Below are 26,947 nucleotides of genomic sequence, written 5' to 3'. Positions count from 1 at the left end.
GAAATAGAATGAGTAAAAAAGGTTTTGTCATTTTGGTGGATGGAGTTCAAATACATTGTGCTAATTCACCGTTGGCAATAAATATAACAGCGCAAAGTATCAACGTTTGGGGAATGGATAATCCAAATGTAAATGCTCATTTTACTAACGCTGCTGCCTTGTCAGAAGCCGTAAGATTGCAAACTGCTCTTGATATTAAGTTCGGAGAAGGTAAACACCTTGTTCAAACTGCATGGGTTGATTTGATTGAACCTAATACAAAACAATAAAATTTTACTTAACCCAATGGGAGTTACATCTTGCTCCCTTTGGAGCTTGTGTACTCCCTCTATTAATTTGCCTTCGGGCTGGAGAGAGATATGCAAGAAGAAAAAATTTTGTCAGGCCTTCGTGAAGTGGGCATTAAGCTAGTTGAGTCAGGTAAGACAGTGAAAGGCAATTCGGCATACGCCGCGGTTGCAGCAGATTATCTGATTGAGAAGCTGGCAATCACTGGTAAGCCCTATGTAACAGCCACAGAGCTTGTAAAGGTTCTTGGCGAACGATTGGTAATGGCTGGCAAGTTAAAATCGGTAAAGTCGAATCCAGAGGATGTTATGAAGTTTCTTTATGACACCTTTGGCATCGATATGAGCCGACCGCTTGTAACAGCTATCGCTAGACCAAAAACACTTCATTAAAACTAAGCAGCCATCCGGCTGCTTTTTTTTTCCTTTTCACTAAGCAACAAAAAACCTCTATCTTAGCCGGCAATAATCACAATGAGAGCCGATACAATAAAAGCTAAAACTGGAGGGGTGTATGAGTGAAATTTTAACCTTTTTGTGCATCTGCGCGCTGGCGCTTATCGCGTTGAAAATGTTTGCTGGTGGTGACGCCGGCAGTGATACTGATACAAACGATTCTGATACAGACTTAGAGTAAAAGGTATGTCCGAAATAATACTGGTACCAAGAGATAAAAGTGGCCTTCAAGTGTCAACACGTTACGCTGACGTTGCTGGCCAAGTAAATCTGAAGGCATGGTACCGGCATTATGACTTGCAGTGTGGGTGCATACCAGAAGGCGTAATGATGCACATTCGCCATCGCCAGGACACTGATTTGTTTTACCTGGCAGATAATCCCACCTCTGAGCGACACTCAGAGTCATGCGATTTACACACGGTGAGAGCAACAGTTAGCTCTGAGGAATTACAGCTACTAAAACCGGTTGTTGAGTTCCATCCCTACAAAGAGCGCAACCGCAGCGAAAGAAATTCCTCTACCAATCACTCTGTGTCAAAACGGCCAATTATGTCAGGCCTGGAAAAGCTGTTCGCAACGTTAATCACTAATTCATTTACCAATTACCAGTTTGGTCGGTACCAAAACCTGCCTGACTTCATGAATAAAGTGATCAATTCCGAAAAGAACAAAGCAATAGGTACGCCCTGGGGCAAAACACTGACTGAACTTTGCTATTACGGTCCAAAAGGGCTGGAATACGCCCAATCAGCTGTAAAACGCCTTGATCAAACCCACAACCAAATTCCAGCGTCACTGTGGTTTAACTATGCACCTGCCGGCACAACGCATACTGGTACCAGTGTTACTGTCAGAGAGCAACAGTTCACAGCTACCAAAGTTCAAGTCCCACATAAGGCAAGTGGGCCGTTCTTAATGGTATGTACGATTTCAAAACAACAATCTGATAATCAATTCAGAGATATTTTGTTGGTACCCATTGTTAGTAAAGATTATATATTTGCGGTCCATTCTGACATTGAGCGAGAAATACTGCAGGCCTTTTTACCCAAGCTTTTTCGTATGAATAGCCATGCGGAATTTACTTATTATTTGAATAAACCAGCATGGCCAGTGATTGATAACGGTGCGGTTTACTGGCCGAATTGGCTTCTACATAGGAAGTCAAAAAGTGACAGGAAAAAATCATTCAAGGTCATCAGTGACGATAACGTTGATGTTTTAGCTGACATTTACGGTGTCGAAGTAATACACATGAGCAGCCTGCTAGCTGCAGGAGAAGTTACTTGGTGAAGATGGCGCTGCTTAATGGATGGGTTGTCCATATTGACGATCCAGCAGTTCAGCCTGGCAATGATTGCAACTGTATCTGCAGCAACTGCGGAGCAGCTTTAGTTGCAATGAAAAACGAAAAATCCGATGGAAACCACTTCGCACACACAGTTGGTAGCTGCAATTATGACCCTGCTATAGCTATTCATCTATTTGCCAAGCAGGCCATCGCTGGTGCAAAGGTAGTCAAGCTACCAGATTTAAAAGTGATTCTCCCGGCTGTCGTGTCAGAGAAGGGGATGACGCTAGTGCCGGAGTTGGCCGTAAATAAGCAGATTGGCGCCATTAGAATAGACACAGTAAGTGTTGCGGCCGGCGTGGAAGCTGAAATTGCGGATCTTCGTTGTGTAAAAGGTGGCTCGACTTTCTTTATCCGTTTAGCAACAAAAGGGCTGTTAGAGCATGAAGGCGCTGATATCGCAAAGCAGCGCGATATTTCATTAATGGAAATTGACCTGACAAACGCACCGGTTACCTGTGATACAAAAAAGCTGCAGACCTATGTTATCGAGCAATCACCAAGGCGATGGGTAAGCAATCCCAAGCTTAGACGCTGGGTTAAAAATCAGATTAGTGATAGGAAAGCAAATAGTGCACGCCACATAGAGGTGTTGAAACAAGACGTAAAACGAGTTGGCTCAATATCGGCTGTTCTAACTGCGCAAATGACGTTATTGACGCTGAGTACTGTAAATCAGTGCGGTGCGTGTCAATTATTGTCTACCAGCTCAGAGTTCTGCAGTCACTGCTCAAGTTCAAATGTCACAAAGGTTAAGTCTTCAGGTATTCATAAAGAAGCATTACCGACACTGATCCGGCAGCGTTATAAGGAGAGCGCATGAATCAAATCATACCAATAGTCGGTAAAACATATATTGCATATCGCCCGGGAGCAGAGTTTGAACTGGACGGGCAGATAGTGGAGTTTGAAGAAGAACGAAAAATGATTACCGTGTTACCGAAGCCGGCCCAGGTTATTGCCGATGATGGTGTTACAGAGGAGATAATTGATATTCCGGAGCACCTTAAAAGTGAAGATTGGTTGTTAGTCGAAAATTTAGAAACAGGGCGAAGTCATTGGCTCTCACTCAAAGCCTATTCTCTCATGTTGCCAATATAATTTGAATTCCAACGCTAAATTGTACTGAACAACGCTATCATGTACTTTACACAGATATTACGTACTGGCTGCCTGGACGTTTCCTATTAGCCAGCCCATAAGCCCCTAAATTCGGGGCCTCTTATCACGTGCAGGTAGCCAGAATAAAATCCGGCTGGCAAAATCGCGCATTATTACCCTACTGGGTGCGCTGATTAATGGATGGACGCCCTTTGAATGGCCCCGAACTATAGGGAGCAGTTAATTGCACGTAATAGCGGCAGAACAGATCCGCTGCGCCACAGAAATAAGCTGCTGTTTCTGTTGGCCAGTCTTACAGGATTTCGCGAGACAGAGCCAACATAAATCACCATTGGTATATTCGTGTCGCCTGACGGAGAGATACGTGAATTCCGCGCCATGGAAGAAAACCGAATTAAAAATTTTAAGGCACGACCAACACCTCCTAGACCCAGGTTAAAACACAACATTTACCCCTTCATGAATTTTTTTCTTAAAGCCGGCTTAACTATATATGCCCTAATGCCGTTTAATGGGATTTTCCAATATGCTATCGGCCCCATGGTACATTTGTAAATTAGTAAATGTTAAATTCGTTAAGCATAAGAATTAGGCCTGCTTGATTTATTGCCAGAAAAGCAAATTGCATTAATCTATTCAGTATCAACAGTTAACCGGTACAGGAAACCCAATGAAACAGATACCTAAGCTTTCACATGAAAGTAAAAGTCTGACGAAAAACCATAAACTCAATATTTTTATAGGACTCGTGGTTGGCTTTATTTTTAGTACAGTATTTTATTTATCGTCTGCTTTTGGTGTGGAAACATCTCTTTATATCGGTATAGCAGGAGCTGTTTTTTCTACTTTTGCCATGTATCACTTTGAACATGAGGAATATATGCATTCCTCGTATAGAAATAGTCTTAAAAATTACGACCTTGACCAATTGATTCAGTTATCGAATAGCCAGGAACTAAATGACACTGAACGAGGTTTGGTAGTCAAGTATCTCAATGAGAAGCACTCAGGCTGGAGCATTAGTAAAGGCAAGCCGGTCTGATTTATGGCGCTGAGCAGATACTAGGTTACATTAGCAATTATAGAATTTTCAGATACAGGAAACATCATGGAACAACTGGATTACTCGCCTGTTTTGAAGGCTTTGAAGCTTGCTGATCAGGACTTTACTGAAAAACATGGTGTTGCTCACTATTCGCTTTTTGATGCTGCCCTGGAAGAAGCTGCGAAAGCGTATAATCGCGAGAATGGTACTGACTATGATCCGGTCGAAGCGCGGCACCAATACCTCGAACTGTGCGAATCCGAGCCAAACCCTTTCGCTCTGGAACAAGTAGTAGTGGATGTTGAAGATTTGATCACTGGTAAGCCTGAAAACCGTTCAATTCATTAAAAGGAAAAACCGATGGAAAAGCCAAATTTTAAAGAGTTTGTTCCAGGTCAAACAGCAGAATTTAACGCTGGTTTTGAATCTTTTTACATTGGCCGTGAAAGTGCCGACAACCCACACAAATCAGGTTCAAGCTCTGAAGCTGAATGGAGCAAGGGCTTCGATGCCGCTGTATTAACATCTGCATACCGCAATATTTTTATTGTTAAGACAATTAAGGAAGCCAGGCAGCGCTTTGCTGAAGTAACACCACCAGCCCTTTTTCAGTTTCCGCAATTTAGCTTAGGTGCTGAAGATTTGGAAGAATTTAATGTTTTTGCTGCGGAGGTTAGAAGTAAGCAAATTGTACTGAAATACAATGAAGCAGACTTTCTAAAGTCAAAGGCCTCACGGCGTGAGACTGTTTTGAGATCGCTCGAAGCAGCTACAGTAATTAAAAATTCTAAATAGGAATCAATGAGGTCTTACCTAATTGCTTGATTTTATTAGATGCCAGTTTAGGCGAATGCTAAAAGGCTATTGTTGGAAATGTGGTGAAGCTAAGTATCGTTTGCAACCGACTGATGACCCTGACAAGACAAAGCCTCAAACAGTAATGATGTGTCCGATCTGTGGGCATATAGATAAGTATGTGAAGTAGGATACCCCGATGACAACGAAAAACAATAATCCACAGGGGGAGCTGATTGCCTCTATGTCTCCCGGAATGGTCTGTGTCCGGTCATATCAAAGTCATTTTTTAATAGAAGATAAAAATTGAGATACTTACTAACAACCGGACATAACGAGCCAAAATTTTACAAGCAAGATGGCTCTATTGTTGAGCTTGAATTGAAATATATTAAAAGCAGAACGATTACATCCATTGATGAACATGGTCGTATTGTCTCTCATACTGTTACTGGCCTCCCTAGTAATGTTGATATATGGATGGTTGATTCTGTTGAAAAAGCTCTTAGGCTTTTAGCAAAACATGGTATTTACCCATATTCAAGTAAGTCAGCAGCAAGAGCAAATGCGAAACGTATAGGTTTGACTACTTTCAAGTATATTTCGGTGTCATAGCAATCCTAATTCAATCAACAGCAGGATAGGATAAAGACCAGTGCCACTAGCCGACGAAATATTGACGTTATGTCAGCTCTTGTGGGTAAGTCGGAAGCGGGCTTAATTAATTCAGTTCAGTTTAGCCATCTCATTTCTAGTTCTGCATTTTCTAATGTTGAAACCACATCCAATTTATTTGAAACTTTAACTCTTTTTCCACCTCCAGTGCTTACCCAAAGCTCACAGTAGGGACGAATTTCCTTATTATTAACTTTTTCGAGGATGGAGCATGATAGTGTATTCATCTGGTCATCAGCCAATGTACAATAGTTTCTTTCAATATTAATCTGGTCTGGCTTAATTGTTGTTTTGTAAATAGAACAGGTCACTGGTTTCCAGTTATATGAAAAGGTTCTTATTTGTATTGTGATTGGCGTTTCAGTTCGGCTTTGAGCATGTAGATAGAGAAAGTTGATGTCTGGTACTGCGTCGTAACCAAGTGCTAATCGTTTAGCTCGTAGTTTCGAAACTTCATCAAACCGGCAATTAAAGTTTGAGTTAATTGCCATTTCTTCGTTTAACACAGTAACTGCAAGTCTTGAGTGGTTATCCATCACAACAATGCAATAGCTATCCTGGTCGGGAATATATATGAGATGACCAGACCGTGAGTTTATTCGTTTACCGCCGTGACCTGCCCCATTGAGCCAAACAAATTTCCCCTGATTTAGAATATCATGCAGGTATGCCTCATCCAGACCAAACCTTTCGTTTAGACGTTGAATTGCATGTTCATGTAATTTTAGTTCACTACCATAATTGAAGTTAAAGTCTTTCACCCTAATTCTAGTCCACAGTTAAGTATAATTTTGAACATGCTAGCATCAGTGTAGCTAGTGGTGATTTATTAAAGGCATGAATATTGCCTCCTTAATTAAGGTATTTAATCTAGTTAGATGTAAATGGTTAATTAGTAATTTCCGAATAATCGCGTCAGACTTGGGGTAGGGAAGTCACCGGCCTGATAACTTGGCCAACATAGCTGCCCCTGACTCTTCAGCATCCAGCATTCGGCCGTAATAGGTAACCATATTGGTGTTCTTCCACCCACCGGCCATTTGGATCTTATGGTTTGGGATGTTTGCTGATATCTGATCAAGCGTACTACCAACCCGAGTACTGTGGGCTGTAAATGCCTCTTCACCGCCAAACATTTTGTAAACTCTGAGCACGGTATCATAACTGATAGGTGGACAATTTAGCTTTTTCGTTTTGCCTGGTATTGCATTTGATTTAGCGGCAACCTTTCTGAACAGGTATCCAGCGGAAATGCCGGTGTGCGTTAGCCAGCGATCTATCAAGGCCATGGTTGAATTAGAGATATACCGGTAAGAACCGACCGCTACTCTGTCAGTCTTAGAGCGTTCAATGAGCAATAGGCCGGCGCCATTTCGCCGGCTAATGTGCTCGACTTTAACCATTCTAATTTCTGAAGCACGAGCCATCGTATCGTAAGCCAGTGAAAGCATAACTGCAGCCCTCAGCTGAGTGATATTCGCTAAGTCCAGCTTCTGTAGTGCTGCTTCCAGCGCCAAGCTATTGAGTGGCACAGCTTGTTTGGCCGGGGCTGAAATACTTGCCGTGGTGTATTTGATATTCATCCGTAGCACATCATCTGTGATCAACGGATTAGCTACCTTCATTATTGAGAATATCTTTCGAAGCGATGACAGTCGACGGGTCAAAGTATTTGCTTTAACTTTTACCGCTTGATCAGCAAGAAAGCCGGTAATCGTTGCTGAAGCGGTTTCATTATTCCCAGATGTTGGGGGGAGATTGTTTTGCCGACAATACTCAACATATACACGCCAGTCACAAACCAGAGCCTTTTTTGAATTATGCGGTAGCCGGTTGAATACTTCATCAATAAATCGAAAAAACTGGCGGCCGTCGTCATCCGAGCCAGCCGAAGAAAGGCCGACCAGCTGTACCTGGTTATTCTGTAGAGTATGCAATGCGCTCATCATATATACGTAGTGTAATGCGTTTATATCGTTGAGTATAACTACAATTCCATGACTAGACAAATATACAGTAGTAAGAGTAATCAAATCCATCGAAAATAAGAGTGCAAGATAATAACTGTTATCTTGCACTCTAAATTGCCATATGCTGAACTGACAAGGCAAAATTGGTGCTTATTTATCGAGCAACGCTAAATTAATACTCCAATACAGTAGGGATGTTCGAAAAAAAATAGGAAACCCTCTCATGGGATAAATATTGATTGCCAAAATTATACCATGAGATAATATTTGGTACCGTTACCGTCAATTATTGACATCAGCACAATGGACAGCGATTTTGCGAACCAATAAAAATAGATGGGTTAGTGTGAGTGAGTTTGTTGCTATAACCGCATGGTTAAAAGTTAATTCGTTCAAGCTTTTTACTCCACACGATTTAGTCGATGAAACAAAGTGTAACTCCACCTTTTTCGACACGCTAAATCTACTTTGCTCGCCGGCGCCGGGTCAAGATCTGGCATCCGCGGCCGTGACTATTAGCAACTATCTTGATGGTATGGTTAAGGTCGAATCATGGAAGAAAATCAAGCAAAGATATCACCGGAACAAGCACCGGCAGGCTAAAGGCGCTGCGACTATTGAGGTACCGGATAAGACTAAACTAAAGTTACTCCAACTTAAGGAAGAGCACGGGTTGGATACAATGAACGATGTGATCTGCGAGTTGTTGTCAGGCTCAATAAGCCCACAATCAAAAGTTGCTTCCATTTCGCCGGCAATTAATGAATCGGTCTGGAGGGACCAAACAGCGGTCGTCGCCGAAGCAGTTAATTCGATGCCAGAAGATACTCAGGAGCACTTTGTAGCATTTGTGGCCGAAGTGTTTGCCGATGGATACCTTCAATCCAAAGCAAGCAAAAGGCGCAGCATAGAGGATATGCAGGCTAGAATTAGGCAGCTTAAGATCTTCAAGTTACTTCATAGCAAATTAATGATGTAACGGTCGAACCTATATATTTACGCAGTGGAATGCGATAAAGTAATTTTATGACATTAGAAATTTTCGAATTGGTATGAAGTCAAAGATTAAAAAGTGGCTCCAAGGTGACGCTATTCTCGATGTTGCCAGTTGGCTAACTAATACATACCAGGCTCTCAAAAAGACTGTAGAAATTGAAGCGCCTGAAAATTCAGCTGAATTTTTTGAAGCTCTACCCTCAATATATGAACTGTCTCAGCCGGATGTCTCAGAGTTAAAACAAGCACTGCCGGCGGCATTCGACTTATTACCTAATGACGTGGCCTATAAGCTGGAAATGCGGTATCGCTCATACACTAATCGCAAAATTCAGAAAGACCCTAACAATAAAGTGCAGCCAGTGGCCAATAAGAAAAGTTGGTGCACGCCTGACCAGGCACATGAAATTCTACAGTATCTATACGAGAAATTAGACACAGTACGCAATCGAGATGGGCTATTCATTGATGCTGATAGTGCTTACGCTTTCGACAAGGCCATTATCGGGTTACAGGTCAAGAATATTAAAGCCCCTGATGCCCTGCAAATCGAATTGGAAGCGGTACTGCAACATCATTTACACCTGAAGGGCTGGCGGGAACTCAAGCACACCATACGCTCATTCAGGCATGCCAAATCGAATAAACTTGTGTCAATTAAAGTAGATGAAAGCGCGAAACAGCTGCTTGAATGGGTAAAAGAAGAGAACAATCTAAGTAACGTCTCAGAAGCCATAAAGTTGCTTGCTTCTGAGAAATTCATAAAACCCGCTCGGATTAAGCCGTAAAACCTGAAACGCCAGCAAGTGCTGGCGTCAAGCAATGTTAATTACAAGCGTCTTTAAGGGCTTTACCTGCAGTAAAAGCAGGAACTTTTGCCGCGGCAATTTGAATAGCTTCACCAGTTTGAGGGTTGCGGCCGGTACGAGCGCTGCGATTATTCACTTTAAAGGTACCAAAACCCACTAATTGCACTTGACCACCATCAGCCAGGACCTCGGTTACAGCTTTAGTCATTTCATCGATAGCCCGGGCAGCAGAAGCTTTTGTGATATCGGCGCCGGCGGCTACTTTGTCGATTAATTGTGATTTATTCATAGAACTTTTCCTTATTTTACTAAATTACAAGTTGCAACATATTAGTAAGCCAGGACAACGCGGCGATTACGCTTGTCTGACTTTGCGTTTAGAGGTCGCTCTACGCCCAACGAGCTGACGATAACCTGTGAACCGTCAACACCCTGAGCTAAAAGCGCCTTAGCAACGGCATTCGCTCGTTTCAAACCTAACACATAGTTATAGTGGTAATCACCAGTTTCATCCGCTAAACCTTCTATTAAAACCCTTCGATCAGGATTTGCAATGAGCATTTTGGCATGTGGTGCCAATATCTCCTCAACATCTGCAGGTAAAGAGACATTATCAAAAGCGAAGAAGACAAAGTGCTGTACCAGGTTCTTATTAATAGGGGTACTGAAACCCTTTGAGGTTGATGTGGCAGGCGGAGCTGTTGGAGTAGGCGCTGAACAGCCTGTTATAACCGCCAGCATTGCCATCAAAGTAACACATTTGTGCATGGTGGAATCTCAATAGGGAACTTAACACTGATTATAAACACTGTATGAACTGCGGTTCTTCACTAAGGGCTTGGAAAACGCCTCCTTAACCCAGCACATAAGCCATGCGGCCCGACATAATACCGGAAAGAACTGGTGCTGATACATTAATTACGTGCATCATACCTAAGTACGCACCCTATAAACCTGTGCCGCTTCGCGGCACTAAGCTCTTCGAAGCCGGAACCGGGCCGGCCCGAAAGCGAGGAGAAGGGAAGGGGCAAATAAAGGATTCATAAGGTTAGGACCATGTTTTTCTCAGAAGTCAGAAGATGCACCGGCAATATCACAGGTTGAGGCGAAGTTGCTACGAAGTACTGCTTTTGTCTCGAATTGACTATACTAGGTATGATGCACGTAAAAGAGGTTAAGTGTGGAATATTTAAATATCGAATCGATGGTGAAGCCGGTACAAAAACCTAAAGGGTACGTAGTCATCATTCTGGCTATTTTTACCTTGCTATCGGTCGCTTACGAAATGGGTGGGGGAAGCGGCGGCCGCAACATGGCCATCGTTCTAATCATGGCAAACCTCTACTACATGCTTTTACCCGTATTGCGGTTAAAAAAGTACCGGCGGGAAGCAATTGGCCACTATGCCACTTACTTGCAGCAGTTATCGGATGGTGAAGTGAGGCAATTAAGAAGGTGGCCACAATTAACAAATGCCTCTCGCAACATGATTGAACAACGCCTGGAGGGTAGCAATGGAAGATCAGAAGCGAAAAGCGAGTGAACTAGTTGCAGATCTGTACTTAATCGAAGCGCACATTCGCCAGCTCAGTGACATACTTGAACAGTGCGATCATCAAAGCCATGTGTATGAATTCCCGAAACTAACTCAAGAAGATGTCGGAACGACACCTAAGAGCATAGTCCTGACGTCATACGCCGGAAAGCAGGCATTTCAGAAAGCCATGTTGCACATCCGTGACTTCAAATGGCTGGAGGACGAGCCCGGACTATTTGGCCGGCGTCTGGCCGGTACGGTTGTGCTGCAGTCAGCACAAGGTGAAGATCTTTGTCAACGTATCCAGGCTATCAACACCTTGAAGGATCATTTCCAGCAAAGCATTCTAATGCTTCATAAAAATGTTGATAAGCGGTTTGAGCTGTTCAAAGAGGCACTACCAGGCGTATCCAAAAAGGCTATCACACGGCACATTTTGCTGGCTCCATCAGGGCTAACAGCAATCAACTTCAGTTGGGCTCACAAGTATTCAGGTAAGACTTTTACAAGGGAAGAGGTGGCTGATCTAATCACTAATTCTGGTAAGCAGGTACCGGCCAAAGTTGATGCCGCTACGTGGGAAATTCAGATTCAAACAGAACTGGAAGCTTTACGTAACGCCAATCACACCAATGTATTTTATCTACGCCGGCCGCTTAGAGTGACACCAACCGCCAACCTTTATACCAGTTATAAGTCGTATAGCATCACTTCGGTTGCGCATTCACCCATATTTGTGATCAACCAATCACCCGTAATAAGTGAGTTTAATAACTTTCCGCATCGCAGCCGGGAAAGCAAGGCAAAGCAATTAATGCTCGTGATCCCGCGCCGGCATATCTATTGTGAGTATCCATGAAAAATAAAGAAGCATTGTCGAGGTTCACTGAACTACTTAAGCAGTCAAAAACCACCTTTTTACAGTCAGGCAGCAAAATCCATCTTGGAAATGGCACTGTTACCTTTATCGATCAAGGAGTTTCAATTATTCGATTAGGCGTTCCAGACAGAATTATCCCATATTCAAACCTTAATATTGATCGCCTTTACAGTCTGGTCTGTCATCCAATCGCTGATATCAAGCAGGTTAAGGCAACATCGGGCCGCGAAAGCCCTGTCGAGCACCTGCCTGGGTGATACATTTAATTACAATGCCTTAGCACCCATCTTTAGTAGTTTTAAGGTAGCTTATTGAAGTGCCTGACCGCAGGCCTTTAGTAAAGAACACGCATAAATTCTGACACTCTGAAATGTGGAAGCGTAAGCTTTTCTTAAAATTTCCTCCAATTAGCATAAACAGGCTGTTGTCTGCTAAAAGCCAAATGCTTGCGTGATTACAATATTTACAAAATGCTATCATACTGTAAACTTTGAAAGAGCCAATGCAAGGAGCACGATGTGAGCAAAATTACAGAGCCGGTGTACCTGTCCGTCAACGAAATGGCGGAAGATTTTACAAATCTGACTGGCAGCCGCGAATATGGCCAAGCAGCTTCAATGGCCTATGCCATCTATTACCGCGACACGGTAATTGACACCCTCCGCTACCAGAGAGGCGCTATCGATGACAGAGCCTTAAAGCTTAGCCGGCATGTACGTTGGGAGCATGCTAAAAGGCATAATGTTATGTTGTCGGACAATATGCTGGCTGCCGGCCGTCACCGACCGAAAAATGTCTCCACACATCACATTGTTGCCTGGGACCATCCCCGTGCCGCGAAATCGCGTATACGCCTGGCTGCTTATGCGATTGATATCGACAACGAGTTCAATGGCGTTTATTTGCCGCGCTACCAAACGCATTGTCCTCATCCATATTTACCTAATGCAAAATCACATTCTAAAACGCATACTGAAGAGTACTTCATGAATGTTGAATTTTTGCTTGAAGGTACCATTGCAGAGGGTTTGGGGAAAAATGCTATTATGTCAACTTTACGTGATGTCGCTACCATGCTGGAGAATGGTAAGTTTCCGCTCCGGAGGAAGTTAGCAGATGGATAACACCGTTATCGATACAAAATGTTATGTTGTGGCCACCAACGTCAGAAAATTTTCCATGCTGCAGGAAACTGCATTGGAATTGATCATGCAGATTGACGAGCCGGTGGGGTTGTATGGAAAGCCCCTCGCTGATAATTGGGTACCAATGGAAGTTACCTGGTTTTACAACCCGGACGAGCGGATTAAACCGCAGCCCGACATTGCCGCATTCGGATCAACGGCCTTTGCCGTCTCAGCAGCAACCTGTGAGCAGCTTCGCCCCCATATACAGGACTATGTTGAATTTTTGCCAATCAACGTTGACGGATGGCGCTGGTACATTATCCACGTTCTGGCTCGTGAAGATGTTTTCAATGAACAAGAGTCGCGGCGGTTTATGCGGCTAGACGGAACACCAAGCAGGATGTTTGAAAAATTGGTGTTAGACGGACATCGAGCTAAAAATGGTGTGTTATTTCGTGTGACAGGCCTTGGCCTGGGTATTTTCACGACAGATATTCCAAATTCTTTTAAGCAAGTCGTCAAAAAGCTTAAACTGACCGGTCTTTCGTTCCAAGATATAGAATAATAATAGGCTTTATTATAAAAAAGGTATTTGGACTACTCAGCCAGGCATATGTGAGGCGTAGCCGGGATTCTGGAAATTTTTTCATAAAATGCGCGCTAAGCTACTGAATTACAATGATATATTTGGAGGATGAATTAATATACTCCTACTTTACTCGGAGCTTAATCTAGACTGCTGGAAACGCCTTGCTGGTACTGCCAATACTGTACTGACATAACCGGTAGTTTTATTGGGTTCTGATGCTAACCAGTAAAAACTCAAAAATATTACTGGTTAGAAATGCTGAAACTCAGTAACTTCTGAGCTGCACCTCAGTACGTATATACATATTACGTATTAGTACGAAATGATAATGCAGATAAAAATTCAAAATCCCGTTAGCCCCTCTATGTTAGCCGCCGATATCCTGGTTCCGGTTCGGTTGTGATCGAAATTCTGTGTCATTTCATTTAACTAAGCAAAAACGGTATGACTCATGGCCAATCCAACTTTCGATATGCAAGCAGCCTACAGGCAATGCACAAATATCAACTTGAGCCATGATAAGGATTCCCCTCAAGCTTTTAAGGCTGATGTATCTAAAGTGAAAGGGCTCATAGTATGGTGTCGCTGCTCAATCGGGTTGGCATTACGTACAGGCGAGCTTTTACATTTCATTTATATCGTTTATCCTGCTGCGTCAATTTGATTTTAGGTAATTTTGCGATGATAGAGAAGCTAGATAAGTTCTTGGATGTTCTGGAGCGGTTGTTAGAAATCCTTCGGCCCAAGACCTTTAATGTGATTGCCAGGCTCTCGGCGATTACAGGTCTGGGTCTGATCATTGAGTCACAGGTTAATATTTTCCAAGCCATCCTCATTGCAATTTTTGAAGAGTTTATTGCCAAGTCTGACTGGTTGCGTTCTATTGTTGACGGCCTAGCAGATCCTAGTGTCGGCATCTATGTTTTATCCATCTCACTAATTTATCATTTATTAATGAGCCTTGGTCTTGAATACATTTCCATATTCAAAGCCCGCGTACCAAAAGTACCTGAGTTCGACCTATATTTGAGCACTCAAAGTGGTCATTCATCAGAAGATAGCATGTTGCAACTTGATGGGCCCATATATAGCTTCGAGCAGTGGATTGAAATTCCGGATTACAAAAAGGAACCTGAGCAACCTAAAACAACTAATCGGCCACATAGTAGATTGAGTTTAGAGTTGCTGGATCAAATGTTGGAGGATACTACAGTCTTTCCGGGCTCTTTAGGTAGGGGCAGGTTAAAAAGCATTACAAACAAATCTCTTTACCGTGAAAGAGCATCGTTACTTAAAGAGTGGCTTGGGTACGAGCCGTTAAAGCTTTCTTTATCCAATGAAGGTGAGCAGCTGGCCAGTGATTTGCGCGTGCAGCTTGAGTTCCCTGTATCCAAACATCTGGATATTAAAGAGCCTGGTGTTTCATTGCCGTGTAAACCTGAGAAATCAGAAACTCAATACCCTTTTATTGAGAGCCTTCATGATGAAATGTTTAAGTCGCTTTTTAACTCCGAGCTTCCTTTGCGGTATTTTCTAAAGGACGATCATCATGTTATCACTTGGAAAATTGAGAAGCTGCAGGGTGGAACTGGTCTTGATGCCAGGATCCAACTTCTGTTTAAAGTGACCGGACCAGTTTCAGGCAAGTGCACAATATTTTGTGATCAGCTACCTCGCCCTTGCGGGTTTGATTTCCAGCTATTACCTTCGTCAAGTGTGGAAATTTTAGATCAAAGTTCGCTCAAAAACGATGATGAATTCAACAAACGTTATGCAGAGATCGTTTCTGTCTTCAAAGATGATTAATTTATCTTACCGTTTAATTCGATCAACCTATATGTTGCCTAAAATTAATCAAGCTCAGTTCATCTGTATTACCCGTTACCTTTATTTTTTAATGATGGCTTTTTGTATACATCAGCATTTCACCATCCCGCACTGGATAAAACCTCAGTTAATTGTGATCCAACTCCCTATTAACAAGAAAGCCTCTTAAAAAGAGGCTTCTGCAAAACAATAGTAAATTAGACTTTGCCTGGGTCATTTAAAAAGTCCTCCCAACCGCTCCAACCTTCGGTTGCATATTCACGATCAGGCATAGCTGGCAAATAAGGCGGCCGCTCGCCACTACGGCAGAACTTACGCCACTCCGATGAATTTGTTGGCCATAAAAAACGAGCTACTGATCGAGCTTGTTCAAAATCCATAACACTGCGGTGTTTAGGAGCCAGCAAGTCACCCCATCCCTTAAATTCACTTCCGAAGCATTCCTCTGGATTTTCGGGTGCCGAAGGGCCTAACCGGCCCAACGAAACAGACTTTTTATATTCTGCAATTGAACTGATACCAAGCCTATGTGTGCCTTTTTTTAATTCACTATAGTCCGGCGTCGATATATCTACGCTATCGGAATGAAGAAGCTCACGCCCCATCTTCATTAGCGCTTTCCAGCCTGGGAAATCAGGGTAATAAGTATGCGGTGATGATGGTATTTCTATAGGACGCTCGCCTGAAGAGCACAGTTTTCTGAACTCTACGTTATTGGTAACGCCAAGCCTAAGAAGTGCCACTGCCGTCTGCTGCATTGTGAGCTTAGGCGACTTTGAAGTCTGCATGCTCTAATACCTTTACATTAGCGTCATTAATTAAAAATAAATTTGAGAATTCCACTATCAACCTTTTCGCATCGTCTACACTTTTAAGAAAGTAAGGTAGAAATTCAGTTCCCGAATCTGATTGCACCGCCAGGGTAAACCGATATCTACTGGGAAACCCGGGCATTAAATAAGCCTGAATCTTGAATGTAAGCGTCGCTTTTGTGTTTACAGCTAAAATTAAAAATCTACGAAAAGCTGATAAATCCATGATAACCCAATTTGCTCAAATATTCATCATTGATATTTGCAGAAAAGTTTAACTCAAACTCGATCTCAATCCATGCGCTTAAGACCGGATATTTAGGCTCTTAAAACACACTTGAACCGTTTTGTTGTGACAAAATATGCATGTGTTAATCTCAAAGCATACTTATTTATGGAAGTTAAAAATGACAAATAGTGTTCTGGCCGGGTATCTTTCTTATGAGTTTTCATCATCATTTTCCCCTGAGGCGCTTCGCCTTGCTCAGGACATAGGTGAGATAAAAGTCTATTTTTGTGATTCAGTTGGACTGCCTGTATTTGAAGTGTCGCCTATTAGTGGGCCTATGAGTAAACTTGGCCTCCCTTTGATTGGAGCCGGCACAATTCACATAAGAATTAACCCTGTTCTGGCACTTAAATCGATTAAGAATAATGACGGACTTACCAAAGAGGAAGTAAATCTATCCTTTCAGAGAACCATACTGCAGTCAGTTTACTCTCAGGTTCTGCAGCAACTACCATCAATGGCACCGGACTTGTCGCCTGAATCACAATTAAGTAAAGCGCTTTGCGCACAAAAAGAGCAGATCAATCAAATGTTGAAGTTTATTGGAGCCGGAAATAATGACGCCCATTTATACCATTAACTATAGGCCTCTAATCAGCCATCCAATAGGAAAAGCCGCTTTTGCATTCCTCCTGTTACTTTCCGGCCTACTTGCACTGATGATGGCAAACCATGTGCGACTGTATCAAGGTTTTCCACCTATAGAGTTCTTCTTGCCGCCTTTTATAAATCTGGTACTACTGAGCTACAACGAAACACTCAACATATCTCGTGGTCAATGTGTGCTGGAAAAATCCATACTTGGGTTCAGATTAAAATGCATGGAATTTTGGTCAGTAGAAATAGAGCAGGACAGGAAATACTCAACATTTGTATTCCAGAACACAAAAGGACGATACGTAAGCAATATTGTGCTTTCTAGCGAGGATGCTAAGCGTCAAATACAGGTAATTCTATCTATGATTCACAAACCTGTTTAACTAAAACCCACCTACACATGTGAGGGCCTGAACTTGCAGAGAGTTCAGGCTGCATCTGCCCCTATAATTTCAGTTAACTTTAATATTAAGCCTTCAATTAGGCACATCTTAACGAGCCTCATTTTTGTTCTAATCAATTAACATTAGCCAAAAGAGGGGAGTGCAATGAAAACTGTTATAGCTAACCAAAGCATAATCGATGCGACATCATTGAAACCAATTGCTACAGAATTGCTGCTTCGGTCTCATCAAGGGGTAGAGCTAGCTGAGTTCTTGACATACCCATCGCTATTCATTGAGCACCTATCCGACCTGACAGATAGTAAGGTGTTATTCGTATTTGAGTTGATGAAGACCTACCCATCGCACGTGTATTTTGTAAATTACACACCAGGGCAGATAGCTCATGAAGACTTTATAAAAATACTTGGAAGATACTCAAAAGCCGGCATACCGGCATCATCAATTGGTTTAGAGATAACTGAAGCGACCCCAATTGCCTGCTGGGCAACACTAAAAGAGAACCTTAAAATTGCACGAGCTCTTGGGTTTCACATCATCATAGATGATTTCACCCAGGGTAACTCTAACCTCAAAGCATTGCTTGAGATAAACCCTAATGTGGTGAAGTTGGATATGTCCATAATACAAGGGGCTGAACACTGCAATCGGCACCGAGCTTTGCTAAATGCGAGTGTTCGCTTAATCCACGAAATGGGTGCCAAAGTTGTGATTGAAGGCATTGAGACTGCACAACAGCTAAACCTGGCCAGAATATCGGGAGCTGATATGCTGCAGGGCTTTTTCATTAGCAAGCCTGATGTGTATTTGCCTCCTACTGGTGAACAGCTTCAAAAACCTGCATGCTCACACAGGCCGATACTCGTAAGTGTTCATTAACACGATTTAGCACAACATCCTTTCCTTGGTGCCGAGCTCTTACTAAGTAGTGATAGCCATCTTTCGCGCTACCCAATACACGCGGCTCATCTTCGATATACGCTCGCCATTCTTGCGCATATGGATACCATTCACGCTTACTGATACACGGCGTTGGCAATTGAGATTTAATGCCATCCCACAACGCAACTATAGTGGGGATCTCAGAAAACTCGCCTTGGAATTCATTAAGCACCTGGGCCCAAGTCTTATTGAACTCCACTCTGGCATTAACGTATTCATCATCGACATTCAGAATAGTCACCTTAGCATCAGAGATATATTTGGCCAATGCCCCCGTATAGAGATATACACCCACCCGGGTATATAAGTCTTGGGTGGCAGCCTGTGATGCAGCTATGTTGTCCCTGATCAGAAATTCAGAAAGAATACGCGCACGTTCACTTTCAACCTGAATTAGTTCTGGCTGATTAACCATACCGGCTGCAGCAATAGCATCAATTTTATTGTACACTTCTTTCAGCCTGGCTCTAGCCTCAACACTTAGGCGGATTTCTTCAATAAGCTCAAGCGACTTGGCACTATCCATAGTGACATCCGCAGAAAGGGTCAATATGCCATTATTCCGATCCCAAACCTCACTGCTGACCGTCACAGTGGATTCACCTGCAGACAAGGCTTTTATCTCTTGGGAGTAGTCATCATCTTTCAGTTGCTCAGAGCCTGACACAACCACCGGTAACCGATCGATAGCACTCCACTGAGCTTTCACCCGGGCGGATTGCCTAACGACTTCATCAGGCCGGCCGCCAATTTCTTCTTTTACAGTTACACTTACAGGTTTTGCATCAGCTGATAAAGCCCACAGCAGCAGGGCACTCATATACACTCGAAACATTAATGACCTCCAACAAATTACGGCCACTGTAACCAATTTTTTTTTACTCGCAACAAATCGAGCGGGCCTGTTGTTTTAATCATAAGTTGAACTCTCAGTTTTTTAATATGGTTAATAGAACATTATCTTACGAATTTTTAAACCATAAACTGACCTTCAAAATTTAAAGCATAAATTGAACTTTTCGGGTTTGTAGAGGGTGGATACAGCCACCTATAAGGTGGTTCTGGAATCGTGCTGCAGGCACTCACCAAGTCAAATTCAAGGCCAACTACACGGTTGTCCCCTGCGGGTATATAAGTATTGGCCTGCTGGTCATGCTGTAGTGGTGACGCTCAAAAGCTCATTTTATGGTTAAAAAAGTTCAACTTATGCTTAAAATCGACAGGCCCCCACCAAAAGAAAAAGCCCCGCAAAAGCGGGGCTATTTTCAGTCTTTGTTGTAATAACTCATCTTCTTTCCATCAAAAGTGAAGTAACTTGCATCGTCACCTTCACCCATTCTATATATGGCAATTCCATCATTGTTTTCTCCAACATTTAAGTATGAACTGCCATCAAACTCAAACGTTTTATCTTTTGGGAAAGGCTCACCTGTTTCTGGGTTAATAGCAGACTCGCCATTTATATACGCCTGGTACTGAGAATTCAGATCTGACTGACCAGTAACCAGTCCGGAAGAGTTAGCCTTTTCTGACAGGTCAGTAACAGCGAGAAATAAACCCTGAGAACTTGCGCCAAGTCCGGAATCGTTTAGCTTATCTAAAGCTGAGAATTGACCATAATGTCCACTTAGAGCGTAAACTAGGTGTGAGGCATTAGTATTTCCATCAACTGCAGATGAGATTAACCTGTCGTTAATACCTTCGAATCCACCGTTATTCCCAATCGAATCTATTATCTTACTACTATAGTTACCAATTTGAGCTGATACCGCCTTTGAGTTTACATCAAAATCCTTGTTGTAACCTTGCAATGTGTTGCCATCTGACACTAAACCGCCGGCATTGTAGTTCAACATTGCAGTATCTTTAACAATGTCATTTGCTGCTACATTTGAGTAATTAGCGGCTAAAACAGGATTATCTCCAGAGATATCTTCACTAATTTGTCTAGGTGTCCTGAAATCATCATTTTCCCGAATAAACTGGCTATAACCACTGGATGTGTTATAGGAGTTTTCAGAGGTGTTAACTATATCTCTAAGCACTCCGTTATCTTTTGCAGCACCCAAGCTCGATGCATATATTGCTGAATTAACACCCTCTGAAGCAGTACCACTACTAAAAATTTTATTAATTGTACTATTTGTAGCTGAACCAAGCTCAAGGAATCCACTGGCCTGATTGTTAGTGATTTGCCCTTGCATTCTTGCTGCTGATATCGCATTCAACTCCACAGCGGATATTGTTGAATCTGAGTCGGTTAAATTTGACATTGCTCCGCCCATAGCATTCATATTGGCAACTAACCGTTTACCGTCATCATTGCTTAAAGCGCCTACAGCTGCTCGGCCTTCATCAGTCTGAAGGAATAACCTGGCATCATTCATTGCAGATAGTTTTGACAATGATTCTTGGTTTCCATTATTAGCTCCTGAAACAAGTTTATTGAAATCTTGGCCACTAGAAATCATTAAATCCTTTAAACCTTCGCGTAAGGCCAATGAGTGGTTTCCATTTCCATTTGCGAAAGAGGCAACGGTTGCAGACCAATCCTCTGCGTTTTTCCCCCACTCACGGCCGTTACCAAATAGTTGTGCTAACTGCTCTGGTCCTTGCTGAGCAAAGTTTAAGCCTTTAGTGAAGAAATCATCTTTGAAATCGGAGCGAGGGTTAAAACCAATTCCATTTCCATAGTTGGCGAGCTCGCTGCCGGACATATAGCTACCTGCACCCATGCGGCCCTCAACACCAGAAGCGAATCCTCCTGTTGCTGCATTGCCTTGGGTCGAAATACTAGATATACCCTTTTGTACTTCCGAAGCCAGATTGGCTGTATTAGGCGCGGTCAATCCTGAATTCCTATTTGGATCAATAATAGCTGCCTTATCAACCCCACTTAGAATCCCCGCCTGAGCAATATCAGCTTCACCGGCTTTACTGAAGCCAGCCCCGACATATCCACCAACAGAAGCGCCAATCGCTTTCATCAGATCGCCACTCAGCGCCATATCCTTGGACTGATTTCCTAAATCAGCCTGAGTTCCATCTGACTTAAGCAGTTCATTGCGAAGGCCCATGAGAGCCTTTAGCGGGTTATCTTCACCGCCGAAAGTCTTAAATAGGCTGCCTGAATCACCTCGTGTTAAGCCAGCTTTTTCTAAAGCGGAACCATGTTTATCCCAAAGTCCATTAATTATGCCCGATGCCGCATCTGGATTTGTTTTGAATTGCTCAGCAACAGCTGCCATATTTAATTGTTGTGTTCCAACTACTCCCTGATTTGATGAAACTACGTCCTGCAGCTGTGTTTGGGCGGCGGATGCAGTCTGGTACATCTCTGTATGCTGATTTAACTGTCCACCTGACTCAGTATTTGACCACTGCGTGTGCTTAGCAAAATCTTTGGCTACTGCAGCAGTGTCACCTTTGGAATTTGTATCAGTATATTGTTGAGAGAAATTTTGCATAAATGACTCAGCTTTGGAGTAGTTATCCGACGTACTCTGTTGGCCACCAGCTTTGATTGCGCCACTAAGGCCGGCTGACAACATACCTTGAAATCCAGCACCTCCATTTGCCATAACCTCCATTACAGCTGACCTGGCTTCTTTAACATCCATACCGGAAGATTTTTGTAATTGCTGAGCTAAAGATTCCATTCTTTGGTCTGTCGACAAGGAAGACCATTGACTCATCAAACTTTGACGGTCAGAAATGCCAGTTTGGTTAGAGTTAGACATCATTGTTTGAAGGGTATCAACAGCACCGGTTGCACTTGAAGATGTGACACTCCCCAATAAGGCTCCTGAAACACCACTTCCACTTGAAACGCTATCCGACACGGACATTGAACCAAAGCTTTGGTCGGTAACGAGGCTTTGACCAATGGCTGTACCACCCGTACCCAAGACCTGCTGGAACTGATGGTCACCCATTGAACGTACACCGGCGTTCATTGAGCTGGCAACATTTGGTGCCATATTTGATGCGTCAACACTGGCGCCACCAACTGAGCGCATTACACCCATAATTGAGTGAACGCCCCCATAGAGCAAGAAGGTTGCAAACATGGGTATTGCGGTAGTTAATGCACCAGCAGTTGCTATAAAACCCTCAATCTCCATAAAGGTAGTAGGGTACTGGCCAAAGGAGAAAGCAGATCCCGTATCACCATTTACAGCGAATGCGCGTTCAACCGCTATGGCAGTATAAAGGTCAACGAATACCTTTATGAAACCCCACATGTTTATGAATAAAACCAGCATCATGTATTTGCCTATGTAGGCAAGCCCAACGCCACCCATGATGGCCATAACCATCATTAGCGGGGCAATAAAGAAGCTGAATGTTTCAATTGCAGTAATTATGGGGATCATTGCCTGTTTGAAGATGCTGGCTTCACCGGATTTCTCTACAACGCGTTTGCGCCAGGACTCGAAAATCATCTTGTCCTTTTCCAGCTCCATTGAAGTGCCGACCAACCCGCTGCGTAGATGATAGGCAGTAAGCATACCCACTTGCAATTTATAGGAGTCAAAGCCCGCCAATGACCCTTTAATCATTAAGCCGGCTTTTTTAATTGCTTCATCAGATACACCTTTACTATTGTAATAACTTACAACCTTTGCCTCAAAACCACTGTTAGTTAAATAGCTATTGATCGAAGCCCATGCATCTGAACATAGCATTCTTGCGCCATATCCGTTTCCAGCGTCAGCTGACTGTTTAGCCAAATCACCGATATAAATAGTGGTCATCAAACCGTTATAGGAAACTTTTAAGCTATCCCAAAGTGCTGCTGGATTGGAAATATCAACCTTTTCCAGGTCTGTCCGAGAATTCTCAGGTACCGCATCGGAGAGGTTTTGATCTGCTACATAACAAAACTCAACGTAGTTCTTTATAGAACGCTCCAAATCATGATGTTCACTGCTTGAGTGTGCAACATGTGCATCAGAAGGTGCGACATCATACATTTTAACTAGTGCACCCAATGGATCCAGATGTTCGGAACCAAGACTGTAAGATACCGGCGAAAAAGTATCCTGTAGCTTCTCCCTGGCAACACTGAAAAAGTTAGATGCTAACCAACTTGGTATGACTGCAATGGCCGGCACATCCTCAATGTACTCGAACTGGCCAGGGTTCGAAATAGACGTAAGCATTACGTCAAATTTCACGGATGAACCACTTGAGCCTATAATCATCCACATTATGAGGCCGGTCACAAATTCTTTAATTGGGTGGGGTGCTTTTTCCGGGTCCAGTGCATGTTTTACAAATGACCAGATTAAAAACAGCACCAGTAAAATACCTGACGCATACCCAAGCCCATTGTCGTATGAAAATAATCTGGCAATACCAGAGATAATTTGTCGGGAGAACTCAAAATCTCCCAAAATTCTAACTTCAATAGCCATATCAGTATTTATCTTTCATTAAGCTTGTTAAAGACACGATTACATTAAGCGCAACTTCCGTTTCCTTAATCTTTTCCTCAGAAACACGTTCGAGCTTTTCCATTTCTACTTTAGCTCGCTGAATTGCTTCATTAATCTCCCTGGTTATACTAATTCTGTCTCCATCAGGGGCTGTTGCACGCATTTCATAGAGAAGGGTTACGAATTGCTCATGAACATCCATTAGCTGCTGTGAAGCTATCTGCGCTGCTAAAACACGGCTTAACGTTTCAATTTGTGGAGTATTGAATGATTGAGCTGCTTTAGAATAGTTAAAGTCATTTGCAAGCATGTATGCTTGAAGTTGTGGGTTAATACTCCCCTTACGCTTAATAGTTCTGATGGCACTTGAGACCATACTCAGGTGATAATCATAAAGCGAGGTGAAGTTACTTTCCGTAGTCTCCAACACTTGAGTACATTCTTCATCCTGGCACCGATTGATTTTTACCTCGTTTTTACCATTAAAAAAATCAACCAATAGATTTTCTATCGGGTGTATCGCCTTTGGTTTACCGTCCAGCGGCACTATCACGGTGCCGAAAAGGGAAATAAACAGCTCTTCCTTTTCTCTCTGAGTATTAAAGCCCGGAAAAACCAAATTTAAGCTGGTAAAGGATGTTTTAAGTTTTTCGGTGAATAGGTTACCTGCAGATACTTTTTTTGCAGCCTCGCTGGTTCCACCGCCCGGTTCGTCTTTAGCAGTATTAAAATAACTATCCGCTTTTTTAACTACCGTGTCAGCCCAACCTATTGCATTGCCAGTCCATGCATCTAGTAAGGGTTGCGCTCCTTTTTCTGCATTTCTCTTTTTATCTTCAACTCTTGCTTCGGCATCAGTCATCTTGTCCCAGAAGTTCTGACATGAGTTTTGTGAGAATTTATTTAGCTCTTCCAGCCTGGCTGCCATTTCTCGCATATTATCCAAGCATGAAGCGCAAATTGAACCTACTGCCATATTGAAAAAGTACCCGGCAGCACCTTGTGCAATACCCCTGGCCATTTGAACGATTTCGTCACCAGATATGACGCTAAATGAGCCGGCGTAAAAATCAATACCGTTACAGCCGGCCTTGATACTTGGTGGGTTTACATTGAATAAGTCACGATTGACAATCTTTGCTCTGGTAGTGAAGTTGCCCCCATAGAAAGACGTACCATCAGATGTCTGGTATACCCCTGAAGCCCCTTGAGAATAAGAGTCGAAAAGGTCTTTCATATCAATGGCAGAAGATATAGATACTGGCAAAAAGGCCAATGTCAAAGACAGCATTAACGGTTTGAATTTCATATAAACCCCAGAATTCGGGCAGAAAAATACCCCAGTTAAGGGGCATTCTACTGTTCGTTATATCTGGGATGGATAGCTAAGGCACCCAAAATTCGAGGCTTAACCTATCACAACGCAAGCCTTGTCATATCAGAAGGTAAACCCTTTTCATTGCCGAAAGTGATTGCCGGCGCAGAGGAAGACTTAAGCTTATTAATCAACTGCTCAGAGACAACCACACCATAACGATGTTTGGTCGGACTTTGAAACCCTTGCACATCCATTGGCAAGGCATTTGCCTGAACAATAACTTTATCTACAACAAAACTGACCTGATATTTGCCAAACTTTTCAACCTGAAAGGTAAAAGCGTAGAATTCATTACCGGTTACAGCGTCTGCCAGCTTAAAAAAATGGTTCCATGCCTGGTGCTGTTTATCGGTAGCGTCAATGCCAGTATCAATAGAGCCAACTAAACGATACTGAGCCTTTGTAGGTGCAGCAACGGCGGCACTAGCTGCCAGTCCAAAAATGACCACAGCGAACCCCAACAGTAACTTCTTGACCATAACTACACCTATTTACTTGTCTTGAGTATGTGCAATATACAAAGCCAGTAAATGAACGTCAACCACTGCGTTTAATTAATTCCATTTTACAGGTGTGTAGTTGACTTCAGGTACCTTCTCTTCATCAGCTTTCTGTGGAATAGAAGTGACCCCGAAAGCTGGTACTTCCTGTAAACGCTGCTTAAGTAAATCTGCTAAGTAACCAGGATCAGATTCGAGCTTCCTGCGGTCAGCGAGGATTTCGCCTTCATCATTTCGGAACACTGTGATATCACGAACAGCTTTTGTTAATGCGTATTGCTCTGTCGATATCAAGCCTTGGTTTTTAGATACAAGTAGAATTCGATCCTCCAGCTCGGGGAGGGCATGCATACCTTGAGCAAGGGGAATCACTTGCTCAGTGTTGTTGTTTACCAAGAACATTGAGGGTGTGACTGACACATTGAAACGTTGAGACACTGCGCCACCGTAATCAAAAACATGTTCAAATTCTTCAATGCCGGGTAAAGTTCCGCCATCCATTGAAATCGCAAGGATTTCTATATCATAAAGGCGCTTCAACCCCTTAAGGACGGGCAATTGCTTCATGCAAAAACTACATGTTGAAGAGTAAAAGAACCACATATGAGATTTATCTTTTACCGCTTTTAGAATGTCAGTCATTGCATTTCGTCTTTCTGAGGAGAACTCACTTAATGCAAAAGCTGAGAATGGCCGGCGTGCGGATTCCTGAAGCGGCTGCTCCAATTCCATGTATTCCTTCATTCTGGTAGAAAACCGGGAGCCTAAGTCAATTAGCAGACGATTTGCATAGGCATATGCTGCAATATTTTCATCGGATGGGTTATCAATGGCCTTTTGCATCAAGACCTCAAGGTTTTGCTTCAACCAGGCAGAATCCAAAGCAACACTTTCTTCCGGTTGCTGCTCAATCGAAGTTGACTCAGATTTATTCTGCTCTTCCACTATGTCAGGAAGTACCTCAACGACCTCCTCTTTAACCTCATGCCAGAACCAACCACGTTCTCGTTGCTCATACCAATTCTGAGGCTCAGCACTCAAACACAGGCTTGGCAAAATTGATAAGACACATAAAAGAATTCGCATAAAAAAAACCACCGATTAAAGGTGAGTTA

General features: G+C 42.9%; 30 protein-coding genes. 20 read left to right on the top strand and 10 right to left on the bottom strand.

The annotated features are described in order from the left end of the window. Positions 1-8: 8 nt before the first annotated feature. The 10 genes from MJX74_RS19640 (at position 9) to MJX74_RS19600 (ending at position 5,674) form a co-directional block, all read left to right on the top strand. A complete protein-coding gene (locus MJX74_RS19640) occupies positions 9-269 on the top strand; it encodes a hypothetical protein (protein WP_240224709.1) in 261 nt (86 codons plus the stop codon). A gap of 90 nt (positions 270-359) precedes the next feature. After that, positions 360-680: a hypothetical protein gene (locus MJX74_RS19635; protein ID WP_240224708.1), complete on the top strand. Its 321-nt coding sequence runs from the start codon at positions 360-362 to the stop codon at positions 678-680. Between the two features lie 121 nt (positions 681-801). Beyond that, the gene (locus MJX74_RS21830; RefSeq protein WP_275692860.1) at positions 802-924 is read left to right on the top strand and encodes a hypothetical protein; all 123 of its coding nucleotides are present in this window, start codon (positions 802-804) and stop codon (positions 922-924) included. Between the two features lie 146 nt (positions 925-1,070). Next, positions 1,071-2,039 carry a hypothetical protein gene (locus MJX74_RS19630; RefSeq protein ID WP_240224707.1) on the top strand — a complete coding sequence of 323 codons (969 nt, stop codon included), beginning with the start codon at positions 1,071-1,073 and terminating at the stop codon, positions 2,037-2,039. Further along, positions 2,033-2,920, top strand: a complete 888-nt coding sequence (locus tag MJX74_RS19625; protein WP_240224706.1) for a hypothetical protein — start codon at positions 2,033-2,035, stop codon at positions 2,918-2,920. Before MJX74_RS19630 ends, MJX74_RS19625 begins: the two co-directional genes overlap by 7 nt. Continuing rightward, the gene (locus MJX74_RS19620; RefSeq protein WP_240224705.1) at positions 2,917-3,198 is read left to right on the top strand and encodes a hypothetical protein; all 282 of its coding nucleotides are present in this window, start codon (positions 2,917-2,919) and stop codon (positions 3,196-3,198) included. The genes MJX74_RS19625 and MJX74_RS19620 overlap by 4 nt, the downstream gene beginning before the upstream one ends. A 691-nt stretch (positions 3,199-3,889) precedes the next feature. After that, positions 3,890-4,261, top strand: coding sequence for a hypothetical protein (locus MJX74_RS19615; protein ID WP_240224704.1), 372 nt, complete (start codon positions 3,890-3,892; stop codon positions 4,259-4,261). Positions 4,262-4,327: 66 nt separating this feature from the next. Further along, on the top strand, positions 4,328-4,612 hold the full coding sequence (locus MJX74_RS19610) for a hypothetical protein (protein ID WP_240224703.1): 285 nt from the start codon (positions 4,328-4,330) through the stop codon (positions 4,610-4,612). Positions 4,613-4,624: 12 nt separating this feature from the next. Further along, on the top strand, positions 4,625-5,059 hold the full coding sequence (locus tag MJX74_RS19605) for a hypothetical protein (RefSeq protein ID WP_240224702.1): 435 nt from the start codon (positions 4,625-4,627) through the stop codon (positions 5,057-5,059). Between the two features lie 306 nt (positions 5,060-5,365). Next, complete coding sequence (locus tag MJX74_RS19600) at positions 5,366-5,674, top strand: hypothetical protein (protein ID WP_240224701.1); 309 nt, start codon at positions 5,366-5,368, stop codon at positions 5,672-5,674. A gap of 116 nt (positions 5,675-5,790) precedes the next feature. On the opposite strand, the gene MJX74_RS19595 is transcribed toward MJX74_RS19600, so the two are convergent. Beyond that, on the bottom strand, positions 5,791-6,495 hold the full coding sequence (locus tag MJX74_RS19595; RefSeq protein ID WP_240224700.1) for a hypothetical protein: 705 nt from the start codon (positions 6,493-6,495) through the stop codon (positions 5,791-5,793). A gap of 174 nt (positions 6,496-6,669) precedes the next feature. Beyond that, on the bottom strand, positions 6,670-7,812 hold the full coding sequence (locus MJX74_RS21895) for a tyrosine-type recombinase/integrase (RefSeq protein WP_240224699.1): 1,143 nt from the start codon (positions 7,810-7,812) through the stop codon (positions 6,670-6,672). A 238-nt stretch (positions 7,813-8,050) separates the two neighbouring features. On the opposite strand from MJX74_RS21895, the gene MJX74_RS19585 reads away from it, so the two are divergent. Both MJX74_RS19585 and MJX74_RS19580 read left to right on the top strand, forming a co-directional pair. Then, the gene (locus MJX74_RS19585) at positions 8,051-8,683 is read left to right on the top strand and encodes a hypothetical protein (RefSeq protein WP_240224698.1); all 633 of its coding nucleotides are present in this window, start codon (positions 8,051-8,053) and stop codon (positions 8,681-8,683) included. A 73-nt stretch (positions 8,684-8,756) separates the two neighbouring features. Then, positions 8,757-9,488: a hypothetical protein gene (locus MJX74_RS19580; protein ID WP_240224697.1), complete on the top strand. Its 732-nt coding sequence runs from the start codon at positions 8,757-8,759 to the stop codon at positions 9,486-9,488. A 37-nt stretch (positions 9,489-9,525) separates the two neighbouring features. On the opposite strand, the gene MJX74_RS19575 is transcribed toward MJX74_RS19580, so the two are convergent. Together MJX74_RS19575 and MJX74_RS19570 are read right to left on the bottom strand one after the other, a co-directional pair. Next, complete coding sequence (locus MJX74_RS19575) at positions 9,526-9,798, bottom strand: HU family DNA-binding protein (RefSeq protein WP_240224696.1); 273 nt, start codon at positions 9,796-9,798, stop codon at positions 9,526-9,528. A 41-nt stretch (positions 9,799-9,839) separates the two neighbouring features. Further along, the gene (locus MJX74_RS19570; protein WP_240224695.1) at positions 9,840-10,277 is read right to left on the bottom strand and encodes an OmpA family protein; all 438 of its coding nucleotides are present in this window, start codon (positions 10,275-10,277) and stop codon (positions 9,840-9,842) included. A 412-nt stretch (positions 10,278-10,689) separates the two neighbouring features. On the opposite strand from MJX74_RS19570, the gene MJX74_RS19565 reads away from it, so the two are divergent. From MJX74_RS19565 to MJX74_RS19540, 6 genes are all read left to right on the top strand, one after another. Further along, a complete protein-coding gene (locus tag MJX74_RS19565; protein ID WP_240224694.1) occupies positions 10,690-11,052 on the top strand; it encodes a hypothetical protein in 363 nt (120 codons plus the stop codon). Further along, positions 11,024-11,905, top strand: a complete 882-nt coding sequence (locus MJX74_RS19560) for a DNA replication terminus site-binding protein (RefSeq protein ID WP_240224693.1) — start codon at positions 11,024-11,026, stop codon at positions 11,903-11,905. The genes MJX74_RS19565 and MJX74_RS19560 overlap by 29 nt, the downstream gene beginning before the upstream one ends. Continuing rightward, the gene (locus tag MJX74_RS19555; RefSeq protein ID WP_240224692.1) at positions 11,902-12,183 is read left to right on the top strand and encodes a hypothetical protein; all 282 of its coding nucleotides are present in this window, start codon (positions 11,902-11,904) and stop codon (positions 12,181-12,183) included. The genes MJX74_RS19560 and MJX74_RS19555 overlap by 4 nt, the downstream gene beginning before the upstream one ends. Before the next feature lie 261 nt (positions 12,184-12,444). Next, positions 12,445-13,050 carry an AHH domain-containing protein gene (locus MJX74_RS21890; RefSeq protein WP_240224691.1) on the top strand — a complete coding sequence of 202 codons (606 nt, stop codon included), beginning with the start codon at positions 12,445-12,447 and terminating at the stop codon, positions 13,048-13,050. After that, positions 13,043-13,618, top strand: a complete 576-nt coding sequence (locus tag MJX74_RS19545; RefSeq protein WP_240224690.1) for a hypothetical protein — start codon at positions 13,043-13,045, stop codon at positions 13,616-13,618. Before MJX74_RS21890 ends, MJX74_RS19545 begins: the two co-directional genes overlap by 8 nt. Before the next feature lie 600 nt (positions 13,619-14,218). After that, the gene (locus MJX74_RS19540) at positions 14,219-15,448 is read left to right on the top strand and encodes a hypothetical protein (protein WP_240224689.1); all 1,230 of its coding nucleotides are present in this window, start codon (positions 14,219-14,221) and stop codon (positions 15,446-15,448) included. 218 nt (positions 15,449-15,666) lie between these two features. On the opposite strand, the gene MJX74_RS19535 is transcribed toward MJX74_RS19540, so the two are convergent. Further along, on the bottom strand, positions 15,667-16,257 hold the full coding sequence (locus tag MJX74_RS19535) for a hypothetical protein (RefSeq protein ID WP_240224688.1): 591 nt from the start codon (positions 16,255-16,257) through the stop codon (positions 15,667-15,669). Between the two features lie 431 nt (positions 16,258-16,688). Between MJX74_RS19535 and MJX74_RS19530 the strand changes: the two genes are divergently transcribed. After that, positions 16,689-17,150 carry a hypothetical protein gene (locus MJX74_RS19530; protein ID WP_240224687.1) on the top strand — a complete coding sequence of 154 codons (462 nt, stop codon included), beginning with the start codon at positions 16,689-16,691 and terminating at the stop codon, positions 17,148-17,150. 565 nt (positions 17,151-17,715) lie between these two features. Further along, complete coding sequence (locus MJX74_RS19525) at positions 17,716-18,450, top strand: EAL domain-containing protein (protein ID WP_240224686.1); 735 nt, start codon at positions 17,716-17,718, stop codon at positions 18,448-18,450. Here MJX74_RS19525 and MJX74_RS19520 read toward each other — a convergent pair. The 5 genes from MJX74_RS19520 to traF all read right to left on the bottom strand — a co-directional run bounded on the left by MJX74_RS19520 (position 18,386) and on the right by traF (position 26,918). Beyond that, a complete protein-coding gene (locus MJX74_RS19520) occupies positions 18,386-19,348 on the bottom strand; it encodes a hypothetical protein (protein ID WP_240224685.1) in 963 nt (320 codons plus the stop codon). The genes MJX74_RS19525 and MJX74_RS19520 overlap by 65 nt on opposite strands. Positions 19,349-19,778: 430 nt before the next feature. Then, positions 19,779-23,933, bottom strand: a complete 4,155-nt coding sequence (locus MJX74_RS19515; protein WP_240224684.1) for a conjugal transfer protein TraG N-terminal domain-containing protein — start codon at positions 23,931-23,933, stop codon at positions 19,779-19,781. 1 nt (position 23,934) lies between these two features. Continuing rightward, a complete protein-coding gene (locus MJX74_RS19510) occupies positions 23,935-25,263 on the bottom strand; it encodes a conjugal transfer protein TraH (RefSeq protein WP_240224683.1) in 1,329 nt (442 codons plus the stop codon). A gap of 107 nt (positions 25,264-25,370) precedes the next feature. Continuing rightward, on the bottom strand, positions 25,371-25,811 hold the full coding sequence (locus tag MJX74_RS19505) for a hypothetical protein (RefSeq protein WP_240224682.1): 441 nt from the start codon (positions 25,809-25,811) through the stop codon (positions 25,371-25,373). Positions 25,812-25,886: 75 nt separating this feature from the next. Continuing rightward, the gene (gene traF, locus MJX74_RS19500) at positions 25,887-26,918 is read right to left on the bottom strand and encodes a conjugal transfer protein TraF (RefSeq protein WP_240224681.1); all 1,032 of its coding nucleotides are present in this window, start codon (positions 26,916-26,918) and stop codon (positions 25,887-25,889) included. Positions 26,919-26,947: the final 29 nt, after the last annotated feature.

The organism is Rheinheimera hassiensis, from assembly GCF_022436675.1.
Classification (GTDB): domain Bacteria; phylum Pseudomonadota; class Gammaproteobacteria; order Enterobacterales; family Alteromonadaceae; genus Alishewanella; species Alishewanella hassiensis.
The sequence above is the reverse complement of the archived record's forward strand: the minus strand, read 5'-3'. Positions and strand labels throughout refer to the sequence as shown.

What these genes read in the sequence shown, in the direction of transcription:
- MJX74_RS19640 (WP_240224709.1), top strand. Translation starts at nt 9, where the DNA reads ATGAGTAAAAAAGGTTTTGTCATTTTGGTGGATGGAGTTCAAATACAT.
- MJX74_RS19635 (WP_240224708.1), top strand. Translation starts at nt 360, where the DNA reads ATGCAAGAAGAAAAAATTTTGTCAGGCCTTCGTGAAGTGGGCATTAAG.
- MJX74_RS21830 (WP_275692860.1), top strand. Translation starts at nt 802, where the DNA reads ATGAGTGAAATTTTAACCTTTTTGTGCATCTGCGCGCTGGCGCTTATC.
- MJX74_RS19630 (WP_240224707.1), top strand. Translation starts at nt 1,071, where the DNA reads ATGATGCACATTCGCCATCGCCAGGACACTGATTTGTTTTACCTGGCA.
- MJX74_RS19620 (WP_240224705.1), top strand. Translation starts at nt 2,917, where the DNA reads ATGAATCAAATCATACCAATAGTCGGTAAAACATATATTGCATATCGC.
- MJX74_RS19615 (WP_240224704.1), top strand. Translation starts at nt 3,890, where the DNA reads ATGAAACAGATACCTAAGCTTTCACATGAAAGTAAAAGTCTGACGAAA.
- MJX74_RS19610 (WP_240224703.1), top strand. Translation starts at nt 4,328, where the DNA reads ATGGAACAACTGGATTACTCGCCTGTTTTGAAGGCTTTGAAGCTTGCT.
- MJX74_RS19605 (WP_240224702.1), top strand. Translation starts at nt 4,625, where the DNA reads ATGGAAAAGCCAAATTTTAAAGAGTTTGTTCCAGGTCAAACAGCAGAA.
- MJX74_RS19580 (WP_240224697.1), top strand. Translation starts at nt 8,757, where the DNA reads ATGAAGTCAAAGATTAAAAAGTGGCTCCAAGGTGACGCTATTCTCGAT.
- MJX74_RS19575 (WP_240224696.1), bottom strand. Translation starts at nt 9,798, where the DNA reads ATGAATAAATCACAATTAATCGACAAAGTAGCCGCCGGCGCCGATATC.
- MJX74_RS19570 (WP_240224695.1), bottom strand. Translation starts at nt 10,277, where the DNA reads ATGCACAAATGTGTTACTTTGATGGCAATGCTGGCGGTTATAACAGGC.
- MJX74_RS19560 (WP_240224693.1), top strand. Translation starts at nt 11,024, where the DNA reads ATGGAAGATCAGAAGCGAAAAGCGAGTGAACTAGTTGCAGATCTGTAC.
- MJX74_RS19555 (WP_240224692.1), top strand. Translation starts at nt 11,902, where the DNA reads ATGAAAAATAAAGAAGCATTGTCGAGGTTCACTGAACTACTTAAGCAG.
- MJX74_RS19545 (WP_240224690.1), top strand. Translation starts at nt 13,043, where the DNA reads ATGGATAACACCGTTATCGATACAAAATGTTATGTTGTGGCCACCAAC.
- MJX74_RS19540 (WP_240224689.1), top strand. Translation starts at nt 14,219, where the DNA reads ATGGTGTCGCTGCTCAATCGGGTTGGCATTACGTACAGGCGAGCTTTT.
- MJX74_RS19535 (WP_240224688.1), bottom strand. Translation starts at nt 16,257, where the DNA reads ATGCAGACTTCAAAGTCGCCTAAGCTCACAATGCAGCAGACGGCAGTG.
- MJX74_RS19530 (WP_240224687.1), top strand. Translation starts at nt 16,689, where the DNA reads ATGACAAATAGTGTTCTGGCCGGGTATCTTTCTTATGAGTTTTCATCA.
- MJX74_RS19525 (WP_240224686.1), top strand. Translation starts at nt 17,716, where the DNA reads ATGAAAACTGTTATAGCTAACCAAAGCATAATCGATGCGACATCATTG.
- MJX74_RS19520 (WP_240224685.1), bottom strand. Translation starts at nt 19,348, where the DNA reads ATGTTTCGAGTGTATATGAGTGCCCTGCTGCTGTGGGCTTTATCAGCT.
- MJX74_RS19515 (WP_240224684.1), bottom strand. Translation starts at nt 23,933, where the DNA reads ATGGCTATTGAAGTTAGAATTTTGGGAGATTTTGAGTTCTCCCGACAA.
- MJX74_RS19510 (WP_240224683.1), bottom strand. Translation starts at nt 25,263, where the DNA reads ATGAAATTCAAACCGTTAATGCTGTCTTTGACATTGGCCTTTTTGCCA.
- MJX74_RS19505 (WP_240224682.1), bottom strand. Translation starts at nt 25,811, where the DNA reads ATGGTCAAGAAGTTACTGTTGGGGTTCGCTGTGGTCATTTTTGGACTG.
- traF (WP_240224681.1), bottom strand. Translation starts at nt 26,918, where the DNA reads ATGCGAATTCTTTTATGTGTCTTATCAATTTTGCCAAGCCTGTGTTTG.